General features: G+C 39.9%; 15 protein-coding genes. 6 read left to right on the forward strand and 9 right to left on the reverse strand.

From position 1 onward, the window contains the following. Nucleotides 1-500 precede the first annotated feature (500 nt). Both IPN35_00105 and IPN35_00110 read left to right on the forward strand, forming a co-directional pair. Nucleotides 501-1079, forward strand: coding sequence for an Ltp family lipoprotein (locus tag IPN35_00105; GenBank protein QQS59913.1), 579 nt, complete (start codon nucleotides 501-503; stop codon nucleotides 1077-1079). 59 nt (nucleotides 1080-1138) lie between these two features. Continuing rightward, entirely contained in the window at nucleotides 1139-1492 is a 354-nt protein-coding gene (locus IPN35_00110) for a hypothetical protein (GenBank protein ID QQS59283.1), read from the forward strand. Between the two features lie 106 nt (nucleotides 1493-1598). Here the strand turns inward: IPN35_00110 and IPN35_00115 are convergent, their stop codons facing one another. Genes IPN35_00115 through IPN35_00130 form a run of 4 tightly spaced genes read right to left on the reverse strand, consistent with a single transcriptional unit; the run spans nucleotide 1599 to nucleotide 4516 of the window. Next, nucleotides 1599-2408, reverse strand: coding sequence for a metal ABC transporter permease (locus IPN35_00115; protein ID QQS59914.1), 810 nt, complete (start codon nucleotides 2406-2408; stop codon nucleotides 1599-1601). Continuing rightward, nucleotides 2404-3165 carry an ABC transporter ATP-binding protein gene (locus IPN35_00120; GenBank protein ID QQS59284.1) on the reverse strand — a complete coding sequence of 254 codons (762 nt, stop codon included), beginning with the start codon at nucleotides 3163-3165 and terminating at the stop codon, nucleotides 2404-2406. Before IPN35_00120 ends, IPN35_00115 begins: the two co-directional genes overlap by 5 nt. After that, entirely contained in the window at nucleotides 3153-4082 is a 930-nt protein-coding gene (locus tag IPN35_00125) for a zinc ABC transporter substrate-binding protein (GenBank protein QQS59285.1), read from the reverse strand. Before IPN35_00125 ends, IPN35_00120 begins: the two co-directional genes overlap by 13 nt. A gap of 23 nt (nucleotides 4083-4105) precedes the next feature. Further along, nucleotides 4106-4516, reverse strand: coding sequence for a transcriptional repressor (locus IPN35_00130; protein ID QQS59286.1), 411 nt, complete (start codon nucleotides 4514-4516; stop codon nucleotides 4106-4108). A 179-nt stretch (nucleotides 4517-4695) separates the two neighbouring features. Between IPN35_00130 and IPN35_00135 the strand changes: the two genes are divergently transcribed. Next, nucleotides 4696-6279, forward strand: coding sequence for an LCP family protein (locus IPN35_00135; GenBank protein ID QQS59287.1), 1584 nt, complete (start codon nucleotides 4696-4698; stop codon nucleotides 6277-6279). Nucleotides 6280-6344: 65 nt separating this feature from the next. Continuing rightward, on the forward strand, nucleotides 6345-6548 hold the full coding sequence (locus IPN35_00140) for a YggT family protein (GenBank protein QQS59288.1): 204 nt from the start codon (nucleotides 6345-6347) through the stop codon (nucleotides 6546-6548). On the opposite strand, the gene IPN35_00145 is transcribed toward IPN35_00140, so the two are convergent. The 4 genes from IPN35_00145 to IPN35_00160 are packed head-to-tail and all read right to left on the reverse strand — an operon-like array spanning nucleotide 6545 to nucleotide 13559. Next, complete coding sequence (locus tag IPN35_00145) at nucleotides 6545-7738, reverse strand: type II secretion system F family protein (protein QQS59289.1); 1194 nt, start codon at nucleotides 7736-7738, stop codon at nucleotides 6545-6547. The two genes, IPN35_00140 and IPN35_00145, sit on opposite strands and share 4 nt — an antisense overlap. A 20-nt stretch (nucleotides 7739-7758) precedes the next feature. Then, on the reverse strand, nucleotides 7759-9000 hold the full coding sequence (locus IPN35_00150) for a type II/IV secretion system protein (GenBank protein QQS59290.1): 1242 nt from the start codon (nucleotides 8998-9000) through the stop codon (nucleotides 7759-7761). A 2-nt stretch (nucleotides 9001-9002) separates the two neighbouring features. Further along, the gene (pilO, locus tag IPN35_00155; GenBank protein ID QQS59291.1) at nucleotides 9003-9695 is read right to left on the reverse strand and encodes a type 4a pilus biogenesis protein PilO; all 693 of its coding nucleotides are present in this window, start codon (nucleotides 9693-9695) and stop codon (nucleotides 9003-9005) included. 12 nt (nucleotides 9696-9707) lie between these two features. After that, nucleotides 9708-13559 (reverse strand): hypothetical protein, encoded by a 3852-nt coding sequence (locus IPN35_00160; GenBank protein ID QQS59292.1) that lies wholly within the window; start codon nucleotides 13557-13559, stop codon nucleotides 9708-9710. A gap of 119 nt (nucleotides 13560-13678) precedes the next feature. On the opposite strand from IPN35_00160, the gene IPN35_00165 reads away from it, so the two are divergent. Next, complete coding sequence (locus IPN35_00165) at nucleotides 13679-15256, forward strand: FecR domain-containing protein (protein ID QQS59293.1); 1578 nt, start codon at nucleotides 13679-13681, stop codon at nucleotides 15254-15256. A 33-nt stretch (nucleotides 15257-15289) separates the two neighbouring features. Beyond that, nucleotides 15290-15931: a YdcF family protein gene (locus IPN35_00170; GenBank protein QQS59294.1), complete on the forward strand. Its 642-nt coding sequence runs from the start codon at nucleotides 15290-15292 to the stop codon at nucleotides 15929-15931. Between the two features lie 10 nt (nucleotides 15932-15941). On the opposite strand, the gene IPN35_00175 is transcribed toward IPN35_00170, so the two are convergent. Then, nucleotides 15942-18122: a DNA translocase FtsK 4TM domain-containing protein gene (locus tag IPN35_00175; GenBank protein ID QQS59295.1), complete on the reverse strand. Its 2181-nt coding sequence runs from the start codon at nucleotides 18120-18122 to the stop codon at nucleotides 15942-15944. Nucleotides 18123-18180 lie beyond the last annotated feature (58 nt).

The raw sequence follows: 18180 nt of genomic DNA on the forward strand, positions 1-18180 counted from the left end.
AGGAAAATTTTGGCACTTTTTAATTCTTTAATTTAAAAACTATGACAGAACAAACAACAAGTAAAAAAATCACAGTTGGTCTAATCTTAAGCTGGATTTTCGGAGTTCTTTTTGCTCTAACCGGAATTATTTCTGTTTTTTCAGAGCCAATACTGGGAATTGTGATGTTAATAATGGCGGCTATTCTTCTTCCTCCTGTTAATAAGTTAGTTGATGAAAAATGGAGGTTTCATCTTTCAAGTGGCATGAAAATTGTCGTTATCATTATTGGTCTCATAATTTTTGGTTCGACAGTCGATACTTCAAAACAACAAAGTAATCAACCATCAGTTCAACAAGAATCTGTATCAAGCACTGAACAAAAGAAAGATGAAACAAAACCAACAGAAGAAGAGCCTAAAACTGCTAACGACGAAAAACCAGTTGAAAATAACAGTAATAAATATGAAGAAATCCTTATACCCAGCAGTAAACCAGGAGATAAGGGGAAATATTATCTTATGAAGTACGAAATAATTGGTGATAATATCAAAGCTTTGAACAGGCGTGTTGGAGTGGATAGTGTTGGATACACTATCACTGAAACAAATTGTAAAACAATGCAAATTAGAGAATTTGGATATAGCGAAGAATCACCATCAGAAATTATTGAAAAACCTTCAGAATGGTATGATCTTGTATTGGGATCAAATAAAAGTGATTTAGCAAAATTTTTATGCGAAAATTATTATAAAAATGAAGAAAAACCTGAACCTACCAAGGAAGCAGCTGTTCCAACTGAATATAAATCTGCTCTTTATAAAGCAACAATGTATGCAAAAACAATGCACATGTCGAAGCAAGGCGTTTATGATCAGATTGTTTCAGAATATGGCGAAAAGTTTTCAGCTGATGCCGCACAATATGCAATAGACAATATGACAGCTGATTGGAATGCGAATGCTTTAGTTAAAGCAAAAACTTATCAAGATACTATGAATATGTCTCCATCAGCTATTCACGACCAACTAACTTCTGCGTATGGCGAAAAATTTACGAAATCTGAAGCGGATTATGCAATTCAACACCTTAATGATTAGTACATTTAACATTAGGGTCTCGACTAGATTGGAGGAGATAAAATCTCTAAAGTCTAGTTATGAACTTTGTTAATAAATATATAAAAGGGATGCATATTTCTGAAAGAAAATTCAGAGAAATATTGAAGTATTTTGCAGGAGATGAGACAGTAACCAAGATGGCAAAATATACAGGAATAAATAGGAATACCATTAATAGGATATTTGGATTATTAAGAAAAAGAACAGCAGAAATGAGCATATCCTCTACTCCGGAATTGGGAAAATTTGAAGTGAATGAAAGCTACTTTGGAGTAAGAAGAATAACTCTCATCGAGTTCAAACTCTCCGGACTCTTTCTTTATACGATAGCATACAGGGTGATTTTCTCCCGAAAGATGTTGAAATATCTATCAATAGTTTCTTCGATTTAGCCCTAAAAGTTTTGCTGTTTTTGATTTTTCTACTCAAGAGCCAGAAGAAAAAAGCGAATCCGTTTTTCTTCTTTCTTTTTTTAGCCTGCGGTTTTAGAGAAAAATTCTATGAAGTCATCTTCTTGCAGAGGAGTGCCGTTATAAAAAAGATGGCATTGATCATAACAATCACTGCTCCGGTGGGCAGATCGAGAAGAAAGGAACATATAATGCCAAAAAACACTGAAGAAAAAGAGATGAAGCAAGCGGAAAAGAGTGCGTTTTTGAATTTTTTGGAAATTTGGAGAGCCGTGATGGCAGGAAAAATAAGAAGTGCAGAAATGAGCATGACTCCTACTACTTTTATTGAGAGCACCACCGTAATGGCAGTGAGGATTGTAAGGAGCATGTTGATGAAATTTGTCTTTATGCCTGTTGTTTTGGCATATTCTTCATCGAAAGTGGCGGAAAAAAGATCCCAATAAAAAAGAAAAATAGTGGCAAGTATGACGAGGGAGAGCACTCCCGAGAGAATTGCTTCACTTGTACTGATCGCTAAAATATTTCCAAAAAGATAGTTCAGGAGACTGACATTAAAACCATGAGAAAGACTTGTAAAAAGAACTCCTCCTGCAATGCCAACAGCCGACACAATGCCAATGGCGGCATCACCATATACCCGAGCTTTTTCACTGATTTTTAAAATAATCACAGAACTTGCAACAACAAGTGGAATGGAGACGTATATTGGGGAAAACCCAAAGAAAAGTCCAAGAGCAATGGCACCAAAACTTACATGCGACAATCCATCGCCAATGAGCGACATTTTGCGAAGTACTAAAAAAAGTCCGAGCACCGAGCAAGAAATTGCCACGAATGTGCCGGCAAAAAAAGCCCTCTGAAGAAATCCATAGTGAAAGAGTTCCAAAAGCTCAATCATGTTGATGCCAAATAATATGTTTTTCGTTTTTTTCAAAACAGCTTGCCGTTTCACCAGACGGACAAAAATCACTAATATTTCCAAAAAAAACAAGGCGACGATCTATATAGAGGAGCGTATTTGCGTATTTCCCAATGTAGCCGGTGTCGTGAGTAATAAGAATAATAGTGGTTTGATGTTCTTTGTTTAATTTCTTGGTCAGCGCGAAAAATTGTTCTCGCGATGTGGGATCAAGCGCGGTTGATGGTTCGTCTAAAATAAGAAGTTTTGGCTCTGAGACAAGTGCACGTGCAAGAAAGACTTTTTGCTGTTGTCCTCCAGAAAGCTCGGAAAGCATTCTCTTTTTCAATTCTCCAATACCAAGTTTTTCTAAGATTGCATTGGTCTTTTGAAGATCTTCTTTTGTGATCGTTTTTCTCCATTTTTTGAGCGACAAAAGCCCAAGGAGCACCACTTCTTCTACCGAAGCAGGAAATAGCGGATTCATGCTTGGTGATTTCTGAGGAAGATAGCCAATGCGAGAGAAGTCCGTTTTTTGTTGTTTTTTCCCAAAGAGCACAATGTTTCCAGAGGATGGAGAAATAAGTCCAAGAATGGCTTTTGTGAGCGTTGTTTTTCCTCCGCCGTTTGGTCCGACAAGACCAATAAAGTCTCCCTTTTGTACGGAAAAAGAAATATCGCTAATGGCTTCTGTTTGCCCGTAGCAAGCAGAAAGATGTTGTACATCGAGAATGGACTCTGTTATTTCTCGCATTGTAGTCCAAGGGAAAGGTTTTTTAAATTCTCCTCCATAATCGATAGATAGGAAACACCATTTGTGTAATCTTTTCTCGTAATATTTTCCGCGGGATTAAGAGAAAAAAGGTGAGTATGCGTTTCTTGCGCTAGCATTTCGGCAATTTTTGGATTGGAAAGCTCTTCAGAAAAAACAGAAGAAATGTTTTCTTTTTGTATCTGATTAACCATTTCTACGAGATCCTTGGCACTTGGTTCTGAGTCTGGAGAAAATCCCTGTAATGCTTTGTATTGAAGTCCATATTGTTTTGCCAAATATCCAAATGCATAGTGTCCACCATAGATAATGGTATTTGTTGTGCAGCCTACAAGTGTACTCTTGTATTTCGCATCGAGTTTGGAAAGGTTTGCTTGAAGAATTTCTAAATTATTTCGATAATAATCGGCATTTTTTGGATCCACTTCCAAAAAAGCATCTGCAATATCTTCTGCCATTTTTTGGGCGTTCTCGAAGTTCAACCAAATATGAGGATCCATGCCTTCAGGATTTTGTTTATCTTCATGAGAAGACTCTTCCATGAGGAGGATTCTTGCGCTCGTATCAACTGTTTTTCCGGTAGCGTGAACTCCCTCAAGAACGTCGTGAACCCATGGCTCCATAATATCTCCTGTATAGAGAAACACATCAGCATTTTTGATTTTAGAAATATCACTCGGTGTTGGTTCAAAGTCGTGTGGCTCTGTTCCGGGTGGCAAAAGGAGATACGCCTCCACAGAGTTACCTCCAATTTGTTTTGCAAAATCGTACAAAGGAAAGAGTGCACTCACGACGGTTATTTTCTTTTTTTCTCCACTCGGTTCTTGAGAGGCGTTTTCCGTGCAACCTCCAAGGAGAAATATTCCTACTATGCCGATGCAGAAGAACCATTTTTTCATAATTACAAAAAAAGAAAATCCAATTATGTTTGGCATTTTTGACAATATCCATAGAACTCAAGCGAATGGTGAAGCGTGCGAAAATGGTTTTGTTGAGTAATACATTTCTCTTCTTCTTGGAGATGGTTTTTCATGCTTACTATTTCGATATTCTCGCATGTAACGCAGATGAGATGGTGATGGTGCGCATTGGGAATTTCGAAGTATTCCGTTCCAAAAAGAGTGTTTTGAAAAACAATGTGATTGTTCGTTAAGAATCGGAGTTCGCGATAGAGGGTGGAGCGATTTGGTGCTATCTTTTTTCTCTGTAATGCACTTATAATTTCCGCTTTGTTCATAAGACATCCGTTTTCAGAAAGAACATCAATAATAGCATGTTTTATTTTTGTTACCCGTCCTCCAGCAGATTGAACAGCATGATGAATATTGACCATTTTTATTGCAACAATGTTGCAATAAAAATACAAACGCTCCAAAGAGAAGTCAATTTTTTTCTTGTTGAAAAAGGAGTTATCCAAGTATTTTCCTCTTTTTAAAAATCCCTTTTCTCTCTCATGGGTTGTGAAGAGTGTAAAAAAGTGGGCACAATGCCTCCGATATTTCTCCCTTATTCTTGTCATTTAAAACTACCTCCCTCCGGTCACGTCAGCGAAAAAAAGCAGTAAAAAAAACATTTCTCCAAGCCTTTTCTCTTGTGATGCTTGGAATTCGAAAAATACTCATTTTCCCACTTTCGCTTTTTGATGTTCTTCGAAAGATTCGTTTTTCTTGGGTGTGGCGAACGCTTTCTGTCGTGTTTATTGTCGTCGCTCTTTTTGCCGCACTACTGGGAACCGATATTGGTCGTCAAGCGGGGAAAAATGCTATTTCGGGTGCTGTGTTCTCTTTGGGTGCTGATCTTCCAAAGGATGAGCATGGGTTGACCAACATTCTGCTTTTGGGAGTTGGCGGTGGAGAGTTTCATGCAGATAAGGGGCATAAACTTACCGACTCTATGATGGTGGTAAGTCTTGATATTGCTGGGCGAAGTGCTGTTCTTCTCTCTGTTCCTCGAGATCTCTATGTTGAAACGCCGTATGTTCGTGGGCGTATTAATGAAATTCTGCGTGATGAATCCCTTGTCCATTTTCGGGAAATAAAGAAACAGCCAGAGCATGCTGAAGCACTTCAACATCTTTCGGGAGAAGCAAAACAGGAATATATTTGGAAGTTGGAGGGGGAGGCAGATGCGATTGCAACGGAATCGCTTCGTAAAGAAATTGAAGAAATACTCAATATTGATATTCAACGAACAGCGCGAATCGACTTTAAGGGGTTTATTGATATTGTTGATGCTATTGGCGGCATTGATATTTTTGTGGAAAAACCAATTAGCGATCCCACCTATCCCGATTTTGGATGGGGATATAATCCGTTTACGATTTCTGTTGGAGCTCAAACACTTGATGGAGAAACCGCATTGAAATATGCACGGAGTCGCCATGGGAGCTCCGATTTTGATCGTGCTCTTCGTCAGCAAAATGTTATTAATGCCGTAAAAGAAAAAATGATCTCACTTGATGTTCTCACTTCTCCTGCTCGTTTGCAGGGGATTTTTTCGGTAATTCAGGAAAATTTTGTGTCGGATATTTCTTGGGATGAAATCATAACTCTTGCAAAATTTGGAAGCCAACTCCCGAGGGAGCGTATGGTGTCTCATGTCTTAAACGATGATCCATCGCAACCTGGTGGTTTTTTGGTAACACCTGATCGTTCGCTGTATGGAGGGGCCTTTGTTCTTGTGCCGTTTCTCAATATGACCCCCGATAAATATGCTCAAATTCGTGCTTTTGCTCGCACCATTTTCTTCAATCGTTCTGCGGCAGGCATTGACCCCATTTCTCTTGTGCTTTTTAACGGAACCAAAAAAAGTGGAGTGGCAAGCACACTCCGAACGGGTCTTGAGCGCTATGGATGGCGTGTTTCCGACGTGGACAACGCTGCAGAGTCAATAACAAAGACACAAATACGCTATTCAGATGATCCAAAATCTACTGCCTTAGCAAAGCTTCTTTTGGGATATTTTTCCGCAGAACTCGTTCCTGTTCCGAGACAAGCAACGGAAGAAGGAGTATTACCAGATCCTTTTATACACGTATTTATTGGAGATGATTTTTCCGGTGTATATCGCATTCCTGATTTTTCTGAATCCTTATGATTTTTTTCGTTGATGTTCTTATAAATTTTTTGAAAGCCTTGAAGATACTTATTTTTTTTTGGGTGGTGCTTTCTTGGTTTCCAGTGCCAAAAGATCACCCTATAATTCGTATTTTGTACAGCATTATTCAACCGCTTATTCGTATTGTTCGTTTTTTGCCACACAGAATTGGAGTACTAGACCTTTCTCCGTTCATTATTTTTTTGGCACTAAATATTCTCACATCCTTTTTGGTGTCATTTCGTGATTCTCTTTTCTCTGGATATTAAGCGGTCGCCGCTTCGGACATGTTCATAATAGGACTCATAATAGCCGCTACGAGAAAACCAACAACACCTCCAATGACAAGAATGATAATCGGTTCCATAAGAGAACTCAGATTCTTCACAATATTATCGACTTCTTCTTCGTAAAATTCTGCGAGCTTAATACTCACGTTATCAAGCTGAGCCGTTTGTTCTCCTACACTAATCATCGAAACGAGCATAATGGGCCACATGCGCTCTTGTCCTTTAATGTTTTCTGCAATGGAAATTCCCTGAGAAACGTCTTCAGAAATGAGGGCGATACGTCTTCGATATACTTCACTTCCCACGACTTCCGACGTAATATCGAGTGTTTTTGTAATAGAAATTCCCGATTTTAGGAGTGTGGAAATACTTCTGCAAAAGCGAGCAAGCGCCACTTTTCGTGCGAGGTTTCCAAAAATAGGAACAGCAAAAACAAACTGATCCCAGTAGTATTTTCCACTTTTTGTTTTTTTCCACTGCCCAAGGAGTATAAAAAAGATGAACGCTCCCACGATACAGAGCGCCCAGTTTGGGAGAAACAGCGTGTTTCCTGTAAGGAAATCACTGAGTTTTATGAGCATTTGGGTTGATTTGGGGAGTTCTTTTCCTCCCGAAAGGAACATGTCTTGCAGCTTTGGAATTACAAGAACAGTCACGGCTCCTACAACAACAAAGAGTACAACCACAATAGCGATAGGATACATCATGGCGCCCTTAATCTTCCCCTTGATCTTTGCAGAGGCTTCCATTTGATCTGCTACCTGAAGAAGCACTTTGTTCAAATTTCCAGACGCTTCTCCAGATTTCAACATACCAATTTGTGAATCCTCGAAGACGTCGGGATATTTTTTCATCCCCTCAGAGAGATTTCGTCCCATCTCTACTGTATGGCGAAGATGAGAACAGACTCGCTTTACCTTCATGTTTTTTGTCTGATCCTCTAGAATTTGAAGTGTTTTGACGAGTGAAAGTCCTGCGTTGATCATGGTCGCCATGAGACGAAACATCGTCACGCGCTCTTTGACTTTCAGTCCCGAGTGATCAACAAGCCAAAGGTTGATCTTATCCACAAAACTCCCTGACGTTTCTTCGGGAATCTCTCCGGTAACTCCGGGGCTCATAATTTGTGTTTGCGCCTTTCCAATATGTATCATCTGCTGATTGTCCATGTGTTATCAAAAAGAAGAATTTAGCTATCGGGAGTGGCGACTTTATAGATTTCTTCAAGAGAAGTTTCTTTAATAATTGCCTTAAAGAGTCCATCGTGAAGAAGGGTGATCATTCCTACTCCAACAGCGGCATCTTCAATATCGGGTTCACGAGCGCCATCAAGTACCATTTTTTCAATCATTCGATCTATTTTGAGGAGTTCATATATTCCCATTCGCCCCTTGTATCCCATTTCATTGCATTTTTCGCATCCTTTTGGACGAGAGAGAGTAAAATTTTTATTCAATGATTCATAGTCAAAATCTGAATCATGACTTTTTTCCAAAACGCCACGGATTTCATCTCGCACTTTTTCTCCCGGATCATATTCTTCCTTGCAGTGTTGGCAGAGTCTTCGGACAAGCCGTTGTGCCTCAATGAAGCGCAGAGTAGCGGTAATTTTAAACGCCTGCACTTTCATGTCGAGGATACGAGTAATCGTTGATACCGAGGAGTTGGTATGGATAGTTGAGAGCACCATGTGTCCAGTGAGTGCAGCTTTAATAGCGATCTCAATTGTTTCTTGGTCTCGAATTTCTCCCACCATTATAATGTCGGGGTCTTGACGAAGGGCGGTTCGAAGTCCCATGTTAAAGTCGTACCCAATATCTGGATGCACCTGACTTTGTGCAAGTCCTCCCATTTCATACTCCACTGGATCTTCAATAGTCATGATATTTACTTCCGAATTATTCAACTGATACAGCGTTGAGTAGAGTGTGGTTGTTTTTCCGCTTCCTGTGGGTCCGGTTACCAGAGTGATTCCGTTTGGATTTTTAATAATTTCGTGCATTCCTGCCAAATTATTCCCTCGTATTCCCAGTTCTTCAAACATAGGAATGGTTCGGTTTTTGTCTTGAAGACGCATACAGACTTTCTCTCCGTGAATGGTAGGGAGTGTGGAAACACGAAGCTCAATTTCTCGCCTGTCTTCTGTGAACATCTGAAGACGACCATCTTGCGGTATGCGTTGTTCATCGATCTTGAGATTTGACTGAATTTTGATACGAGAAACAACGGCTCCGTGAATATTCGCGGGGTACTCCACAATTTCTCGAAGCACACCATCAATACGAAATCGAATACGAACCGTTACATCTCCTGGTTCGATATGAATATCTGAAGCACCCATATCAAGTGCGTACGAGAGAATACTCAAGACGATTTGCGGAGAATCTCCGGAAATAATCGCATCCTGTGCTTTTTGATAGTTTTGATTCATATTTATTTTTTCTTATTAGTAGGTGTTGAAGGGGGGTTGGTAAAAAAAGCGCTGAGCTGAAGATTTACGTTGTAGACAAATTCATCAGGAGGAGCTTCGAGATTATATTCAGGGAAAGAAAGGTTGATTCGATCTACTTGCATGGCTCGTACTGGTTCTCCAAATTCAAATTCCTTTTCTTCTAGCGATCCCGATTGTCGATCGATGAGTTCCATGAATTTTGCGAAATTACCCGTATTTGCTTGAAATGTAAGTCGAATGGGGAGAGAAAAATATTTTCCTTCATTTTTTGCTGGACCATAGCTCACGGCGTTCATTACAAAATCACCTTTTTTTGTAAGTTGAAGAGCAAATTTTTCGAGAAATCGAGTAAGTTCTTCAATCTGTTCTCCTTCTGGAAGTGCCCGTCGAATGCGTTGACTGTACTTTTGATCATACAAGTCATACTCCTGTTTGAGTTTTTCCAAATTTTGCTGTTTTGTAATAATATCATTTTGATAGGCGATAACGTTCTTGTTTGATTTCAGAATTTGTTGTTGGGTAACTTCAAGCTCGGTTGTAATAGAAAAGAACCAGAAATATGAAATTCCGAGGATAATGGCGGTAAATCCATAGTACAACCATTGGCTGTTGGTAATGCCAAGGAGCATTTGTATATTTGCCTGTTTTTGAATTTTTTCTGGAAGCTTAAACATGAGAATGGGAATTTAATGAGTACTCGTATCTGTCTCTGCTGGAGGAGGAGCGTAAGTGAGATTGAAGCTAAACTGACTTACTGCACCTCCATATTCATCATCTGCTTTTGAGAAATTTCGAATAACTGCTCCATCAAAATACTCATCATTATTAATAGCCTCCATAAGTCTTGTGAGTTGTGTCCAGCTCATTCCTTTTGCATCGCGAACACTTCCTGTAATAGTGATATTCGTTCTTCCATTACTTGTTGTCCCCGAATAACTGTTAAAAACAATGTACTTCAACTTTTGGTTAAGTTTTTCATTAATCTTGAGGGTTTCGAATGTAATGTCTTTAATGCGGAGCATAACGGCGATAAAATCGACTCTGTTTTGTGTAATATCAACGAGATATTGGTTATTTCGTATCTTGTTAATGTCTGTTTCTTGTTTTGTAATTGCTTGCTTCAGGGTTTCTAATTCCGTCTTTTTTACCTCTTCTTGCTTTCTGGCATTTACGAGAGCACTTCCATAATTTTCTGATTGGATTGTTTCAGAGAGTCCACTGTTTGGATTGAGTCGTGCTTCGTGGTACACCCATACACAGAGGGGGGCAATAATAGAAAAGACGCATACAAATCGAGAAAGAGCAAGCATATCTTCTCTTCTCTTTGCCCGATTCGCCTCCTTCTTCTTCTCGTTTTTCTGTCGGAGTTCTTCTGCAAATTCATTTCCCAAAACCTGTACCTCCTCTTCTTTTTGTTGAGAAATATTCCCGAGCATTTTTGCAAGAGTATTTTCTTCTCCATGCATATTGTCATTCTCTGGAATGCTTTCTGGTGTTGGAGCGGGAGGATTTGGAAGAGGAGTTTCAGGGGAAAGTCCGGGGAGTGCCTCAAGGAATGGGTTTTCTTCTTTTTGTATTTCCGTGTGTGTGGGAATTTCTTTTTCTTCCGAAAAGGAAAGTACATTTTCTGATGCTTTTTCTGGTAAAGAAGGAGCGGGAAGTGAATCAGTTTGCACTAAAGGAATCGCTTCTTCTGAAGGGGAAGGGGCTTCCGAAAGTTTTTCTCCAAGAGAAAGTTCCGAAAAAGCGTTGGTTTCTGGCGGAGTGTCTTTTTCTTCGAAAAAAGATGGGTGAGAAAAAAGTTCTTCAAAGGTAGGTGGAATTTCTTGTGATGAGGGACGCACCTCTTCTTTCTTTCGTGAAAAAAGTTTTTCGAAAACCCCATTTTTTTCTTTTTGAAGAGAAGTTTCCTCTCGCATTTCTTCCGATAAGGATGTCTCTTTTTTTGAAAGAGAAGGGAGCTCAGCCACATCTTGTTCTCCACTTTGGTCTGGAATAGGCATAAAGGAGATCTCATTCTCTGGAGAGGATTCCCAATCTTGTTCTTTGGGAGACTCAGAAAGTTCTTGAGGAATTCTTGTTTGAAGATTATCTGCGATAACTTCTTCTTGAGAAATATTCGTCAGCTCTTCGTGTATTGGCAAGGGAGAAAGGGGAGTGCGAGATGACAACTCTCCATTTTTTGAAAAGAAAAGAGTATCAAAAGCAGAGGTTTCATTAATGGGAGTTTGGGGATCGGTTTTGTTTTGTTTTTGGAACCGATTTTTCCATTTCTCAAAGAAAGAAGCACTGTGTTCTTCTATAAACGGTTCTGAACTTTTTTCTTCCGAAATGTACTGAGTATCTTCTTCTTGCACTGTTTTTTCAGAAGCAAGTTCCGATGAGATACCTTCTTGAGAAAGAAGGAATTCTTTTGAAGGAGTGTTTTCCAAATGCTCGTCAGATATTTCTGAGATATTTTCACTCTGCAGTGTGTTTTCTGGTTTCCATGAAAATATTGTTTCAAAATCCTCTCTCTGCGATTGAGGTGTATCATTCATTATCATGACACTGCTCTTTTCTGGAAGAGTAACAAGGCTTTCGGAATGTGTTGGGATGCAGGCGGGGAGGAGGACTCCTTTTTTTATAAGAACAAGCGCACGAATGGCTGGAATATTGGCATGCGCTCCTGTTTTCTTTTTTCCAAAGAACGAAAATATCTTTTTTAGCAGAGAAGAATTTACTTCTTTTTCATCTTTAATACACGATGGTACATATTTTGTTTTCTGGAGAACTTCTTCTGTAAGAGTTTCTGAAACCTCTTCCTGAACTCTTTCTAGCGGATGCTTTCTCACCGCAAGAATAAGTGACTCAGAATGAATTTCCTTCTCCCTCTTCTCTCTCTTTGGAAGTCGTATCTTACTCAATTTCTCTTGAATTTGCGCTAAGAGTGTTGGTCTCTTCCGAACAACAATAATACACGATGGTACATATTTTGTTTTCTGGAGAACTTCTTCTGTAAGAGTTTCTGAAACCTCTTCCTGAACTCTTTCTGGCGGATGCTTTCTCACCGCAAGAATAAGTGACTCAGAATGAATTTCCTTCTCCCTCTTCTCTCTCTTTGGAAGTCGTATCTTACTCAATTTCTCTTGAATTTGCGCTAAGAGTGTTGGTCTCTTCCGAACAACAATAATACACGATGGTACATATTTTGTTTTCTGGAGAACTTCTTCTGTAAGAGTTTCTAAAACCTCTTCCTGAACTCTTTCTGGCGGATGCTTTCTCACCGCAAGAATAAGTGACTCAGAATGAATTTCCTTCTCCCTCTTCTCTCTCTTTGGAAGTCGTATCTTACTCAATTTCTCTTGAATTTGCGCTAAGAGTGTTGGTCTCTTCCGAACAACAATAATACACGATGGTACATATTTTGTTTTCTGGAGAACTTCTTTCTTTTTTCGAGTCGCAATGTGACGCTCCTTTTCTATTTCCCAAGAAATATTCTTTTTCTTGTATACGGGTCCTTCTGAAAAAGAGGTATTTGCCACCTTTTTCTTTTGTGGCATTTTTTTTGTTGTTTTCGGGAGCGGAATACTTTCTCCATGGGTTATACTCAAAATTGTCTCCTTCGCTTTTTCAAGGGGCTCAATGCTTTCTCCGCCTTGTGTTACTTTGTGTGTCGGAAGTTTACAAACCTCCTCTTCTGAGTAAATGGGGGTCGTCAACATGGTGTGTGTTGACGCATCGGGATGAGATTTAAGGAGAATAGCTTCTTGTGAGGCAATAGATGTCGTCGGCTTTTTTTCTTCTGGAGAAAATGAATAAATTTCGTAGAAATCTGTTTCTATAGGTGTTTTTGGTCGAAAATGACACTGAGTAGGCTCCATTCCCAGAAAAACATTTGCCTTTTCCTCTTTTTTTATTTGGGTTGGTATGGTTTTTGCGCGAAGTGATTTATACGGGGAAATTCGCAGAAGATCAGAAATACATTGTTCTGGAGCACTCTTCGTTCCCCTTGGCTTCCAATATTGCTTCTTTTCTGGGCGATAGAGTCGAAGATGTTGAGCGCTGGTATCAATTTCGAGCATTGTGTTTTCCTTTGGATCTCTAGTAACCTGTATTCTTCTGCTGAGGCGAGTTGCTTGGGGAAGGTTTTGCTCTTTCTTTTTTCCTAAGGAGCGCATTATACCGAGTGTTGTTGAAGTTGTTTGCTTGAGAAAGGAGGATGATTTTCTTTTTGGAGGAACCTTTTCTTCGTGACAAATGACAAAAGGAGAAAGTATTTTTTGAGGTTGTACTCCTTCTTTTTTTGATATTTCTTTCTTTTTTGGTGGCAATTTCTTTTTTGGTACTTCTTTTTTTTCTTTGGTGAAAACGAGGGTATTCTCAAGAGAGGTTTCTTTTTTCTTAGCTCTAAAAATCATCTCAATTGACTTTTTTTCCGCAGTTTTCTTTTTTTTGAGTGAAGATTTCAGGCTTGGGTGACTACCCTCAAGGTATATTTGGGGTGACAAGAGTATATTTGCCTCAGACTTTGTAATGGGTTTTTTGTTTTTTGGCATATTTTTTTCAAGTTATTTTACTGAAAAAAGAGAAAAAAATCAATTCTATTCTCCTTCTCCTCTCTTTGCTTTTTTTAAAAAAAACATGCAAGGTGAATCTCGGTTTTTCTCCTCTTCTTTTGATAACAAGAAACCGAAGATCGCCCGCCCTTTCTTTCCTTTTTGGAATCCTTCTTTTAGGTGGTTCTTCTTTTTTGGTATGGAATGTTTTTTACACCTCTTCTGATGTCTCAAAAAGCACTCTTATTGATATTCCTGAGGGGGCTTCTGTAGCAGTTCGGCTTGCGGATAGTTCAAATTTTATTGAGAACTCAGGAGTGAAAAAACTTCTTGAGGGGGAAGCAATTCAGGCACGACAAGGACGAGTAACACTTATTTTCTTTGATAATACACGAGTTACTCTCGATGAAAATTCGGAGGTGACACTCAAGACTGTTCGTGGGAACGAGGATGATCGATCAGAAAATATCTCCCTAGAACTCACGAAGGGGAGAATATGGGCAAGCGTTCCAAGAAAGATCAATCCGAAGTCTCAAGTTGCACTTGAAAGTGGAGAGGTAGCTGTTAAAATTCGCGGAGGAGAGGTTTCTTTTGAGAAGAATAGAATTTCTGTTGCCGAAGGAGGCGCACGGCTTTCCATTGGCGATACGACTACCGAAGAATTGGAGGTAGGACAAGAAATCCTTCTTACGGATGAAGATATTGCTCAGGCATCTACCGAAAACACTTCTCTCTCAAAAACACTCCTCTCTGCCGATTTTCAAAATTCAGAGTGGTTTCGTTCCAATATTGCTCCTCAAAAAATAGTTGTATCAGATGATATACAACAGGATGTTTCAAGTGAGGAGGCTATTCCAGAGAATTCTGATACTTCTCTCTCTGTCGGACCAGAGCCTCCAGCAATACAGGTTACTGCACCAGGGGGAAATGGAGAGGAAATTGTAGTTTCTGATCCGGCTAGTGTTATTCGTGGAACTGTTCCCGAGGGGACGGAAAAAGTTATTGTAAATGATTATGAACTTTCGAAGTTTTCTCTTGGAGATCGCGAATTTCTCTACAATGCGGCAGTGCAGTGGGGAACAATGAAGGAGGGGAGAAATGAATACACTATTGTCGCGCTTGGCTCAGATGGTGAGCGAAATGAGGCGAAAATCACCCTGATTTATGGTGAAGATACCTCTTTCGATTCTCAGCAGGAAGACAGCAAAGAAGGAGATGGAACGTCTCATGTATCAGAAGGACCGGTTGCATTACCCGAAGAGAATTCCTCGATACAAGGACTCGTCATTGACTTTCCAAAAAGTGGTGAAGAAGTTGACGAAAATCCCATTGATGTACTCGGAAAAGCGCCAAAAGGAGCTGCAAAAATTGTGGTCGATGACTATCCGCTTTCAAAATTTATTTTAGGAAATACAACGTGGTCATATCGTATGTCGGATGTTTTTGGGAATCGTCCTGAGGGAGAGAAGACAGTACTTGTGGAAGCGTTTGATGAAAGTGGAACAAAAATAGCAAGTACAAAAGTCACCTTCACGATTCTTCCGCCAAAAGAACCTCCTACTTCTTCCCCTCAGGGTGTTTCTGGCTCAAGTAATACTTCGGTTTCCGACAACACTGAAAGTCAAAAAAACTGGGCAGAAATTCGTGGAGGAACCCTTCCTCCTGTTCCGCAAGATAAGAATGAGCCTTCAATTTAAGAAGAATTTGAACCCTTTCGAAGATTTCTCTTTATGAAATTTCTCCGCTTCACTAAAAAGCGTCTTTTTCTTGTTTTTACGCTCATTGTTGGAGCTCTTTTTTGTACTCCATTTGTATTTTTTTTCTTTGTTTCGGATACAGATTTTTCTTTAGAAAATGCCCCTCAAAAACCTGTGGCAGTTATATTTGGTGCTTCTGCTGCTTTTGGAAAGCCCTCTGATATTTTTTCTGATCGTCTTCATCAGGGCGCAAAACTCTACGCTTTAGGAAAAGTAAAAAAAGTGCTCATCTCTGGGGATAATTCTCATGCAGACTACAACGAGCCCGTGGTGGGGAAAATGTATCTTCTCAAAAGAGGGGTTCCAGAAGAAGATATTATACTCGATTATGCGGGTTTTCGAACGTATGACACCTGTTTTCGATTGCGATATATTTTTCATGTTGAAAGTGCGCTTCTGGTGACACAGTCTTTTCATCTTCCGCGAGCGCTTTTCTTATGTCGAAGTTTTGGAATCGATTCTTTTGGTGTTGCGGCGGATTTGCGATCGTATAAAAAAACCTCATGGTTTCATACGCGAGAATATGTCGCGCGTTGGGTTTCGTTTTGGGAGGTAAAATTCTTTCGTCACAATCCAAAATTTCTTGGAGATCCACATCCAGTATTTTTTGAGTAGGTGACGTAAATTATAAGTAAATATCTCGTGGTTTTGCGCCACGCGCTGGACCAATAAGCCCTTGTTCCTCTAACTCATCTAAAATACGCGCCGCACGTGCATATCCCACAGAAAGCCTTCGTTGTAATAAACTTGCACTTGCTTTTCCGGTTTGTCGTATTACATCAATTGCTTTTTTGTTGATATCTCCTCCTTCATCACTAAAATCGTTAAACCCTGGAATCGCCTCGTGCTCCTCATCCCCCTCAAGAATCGATTCATCATACTCTGGTTGTCCGATAATTTTAAGACGATTTGTGACCCGATTTACTTCATCGGTGCTAATATAAATTCCCTGAATGCGCTTTGGTTTTGTGAGTGAGGCGTTTGAAAAGAGCAGGTCACCTTTTCCGAGAAGATCTTCTGCACCAATGGAATCCAAGATTGTACGAGAGTCAACAGCACTCGTTACGGCAAAAGCAATTCTGGTCGGGATATTCGCCTTAATAAGTCCTGTAATAACATCTACAGAAGGGCGTTGAGTCGCAATGATAAGGTGCATTCCGACGGCACGTGCCATTTGGGCGAGTCGGCAAATTGCCGCTTCGGTTTCTTTTTTGAGTTGGCGCATCATCAAGTCCGCAAGCTCATCCACCACAATAACAATTTTTGGCATTTTTTCTTTTTCACGATCATTAAATTCATCTGCATTTCGATAGCCTTTTTTTGCGAGTTCTCCGTAGCGACGCATCATTTCTGCCACTGCCCATCGGAGTGCAGAGAGCGCCTTATCTGACTCTGTAATAACTGGGGTGAGAAGATGGGGAATATTGTTGTATGGGGCAAGCTCTACTCGTTTTGGATCTACGAGAATAAGTTTTAAATCAGCTGGAGAATTTTGGTAAAGTAACGAAATAAGAAAGGCATTCATTCCTACTGATTTTCCGGCGCCGGTTGCTCCTGCAATAAGGAGATGCGGCATATCTGAAAGATTCGCAACAACTGCATTTCCAGCAACGTCGCGTCCAAGCGCTATACGCATAGAGCTCTTAATATTTTCAAATTCCTTACTTTCGAGTATTTCTTTGAGATAGACCGTCGCTCGTTTTTCGTTCGGAATTTCAATACCTACCAAATCTTTTCCAGGGATAGGTGCCTCAATACGAATAGAAGAAGCGGCGAGAGCAAGGGTAAGATCGTTCTTTAAGCTTGTAATCTTTGAGAGCTTTACGCCCTCCTGTGGCTTAATGGTATATTGTGTTACGGTTGGACCGGCATTCGCTGGACCACGATCGCACCCAATACCAAATTCTAAAAGTTTCTCCTGAATGAGAAGTTCTTTTTCGGCAAGTTCTTTTTCATCGGTGAGGATGGTCATTTTTTTGTTTTCGAGAAGACTAAGAGAAGGGAATTCCCATTCTCCTACCGCAGAAACAAGTGGTCGATCTGCTTTTTCTTTTCGTTCTGCTTCTTTTTTTCGAAATTCTTCGCGTCGCTTTTCTGCTTCTTTTCGATCTTGTTCCAATTTTTTTCGGCGAACTTCATCAATGTTCGGATCCTGATGAACGGCTTGCACTATCTCTTTTACTTTTTTGAGATCAAGCCCCTTCTCCCTCTTTTGCTTTTTCTCTGGAAGAAAGAGTGTAAAAAAGAGAAGAACCCCTCGAAAAATTCCAGAAATGGAAACAGGAAATGAGAGAATGGCACCAATGGCTGTTATTCCAGAGAGCAGAACAACAGCTCCTGTATCTCCTAAAAAGTAGCGAGGAAGAACGCTTCCCGATGCTCCAAAAAATCCGCCTCCAAGATTCATGGCGTTAAAACTTTGCTCTGGAGAAAGGGTTACAGTGTGAAATATCCCAAATCCTCCGACAAGAAAAAAGGAAAATCCAACAAGTCTGGTAAAATTCATTGCCCATCTTTTCGCAAGAAAAAAGGAGAATGAGAGAAATCCAAAGACGATGGGCATTATATAGGCTCCTTTTCCAAAAAGTGAGAATAGTACACTGGCAAACATACTTCCAAAAATATCGAGTTTCTTTGAAAGCCCTAAAAAAGAGAGAACAGCAAGTACACCAAAAAGAATTCCCCACATCTCTTGAGACTGTTGTTCATTTATTTTGAGTGATGGAAGAAGGGATGCCTTTTTTCTTCTTCGAAGAGGGGAGTGTTGAACCTTTTGCCGAAGTGTTCGTTTTTTTCTGCGAACCATTTTTTTGAGAAATTTTCAGCATAAAGTATTCCGTTTTTTTGCAGAAACGGCAATTTTT

This window comes from Candidatus Peregrinibacteria bacterium, assembly GCA_016699755.1.
Lineage (GTDB): Bacteria > Patescibacteriota > Gracilibacteria > CAIRYL01.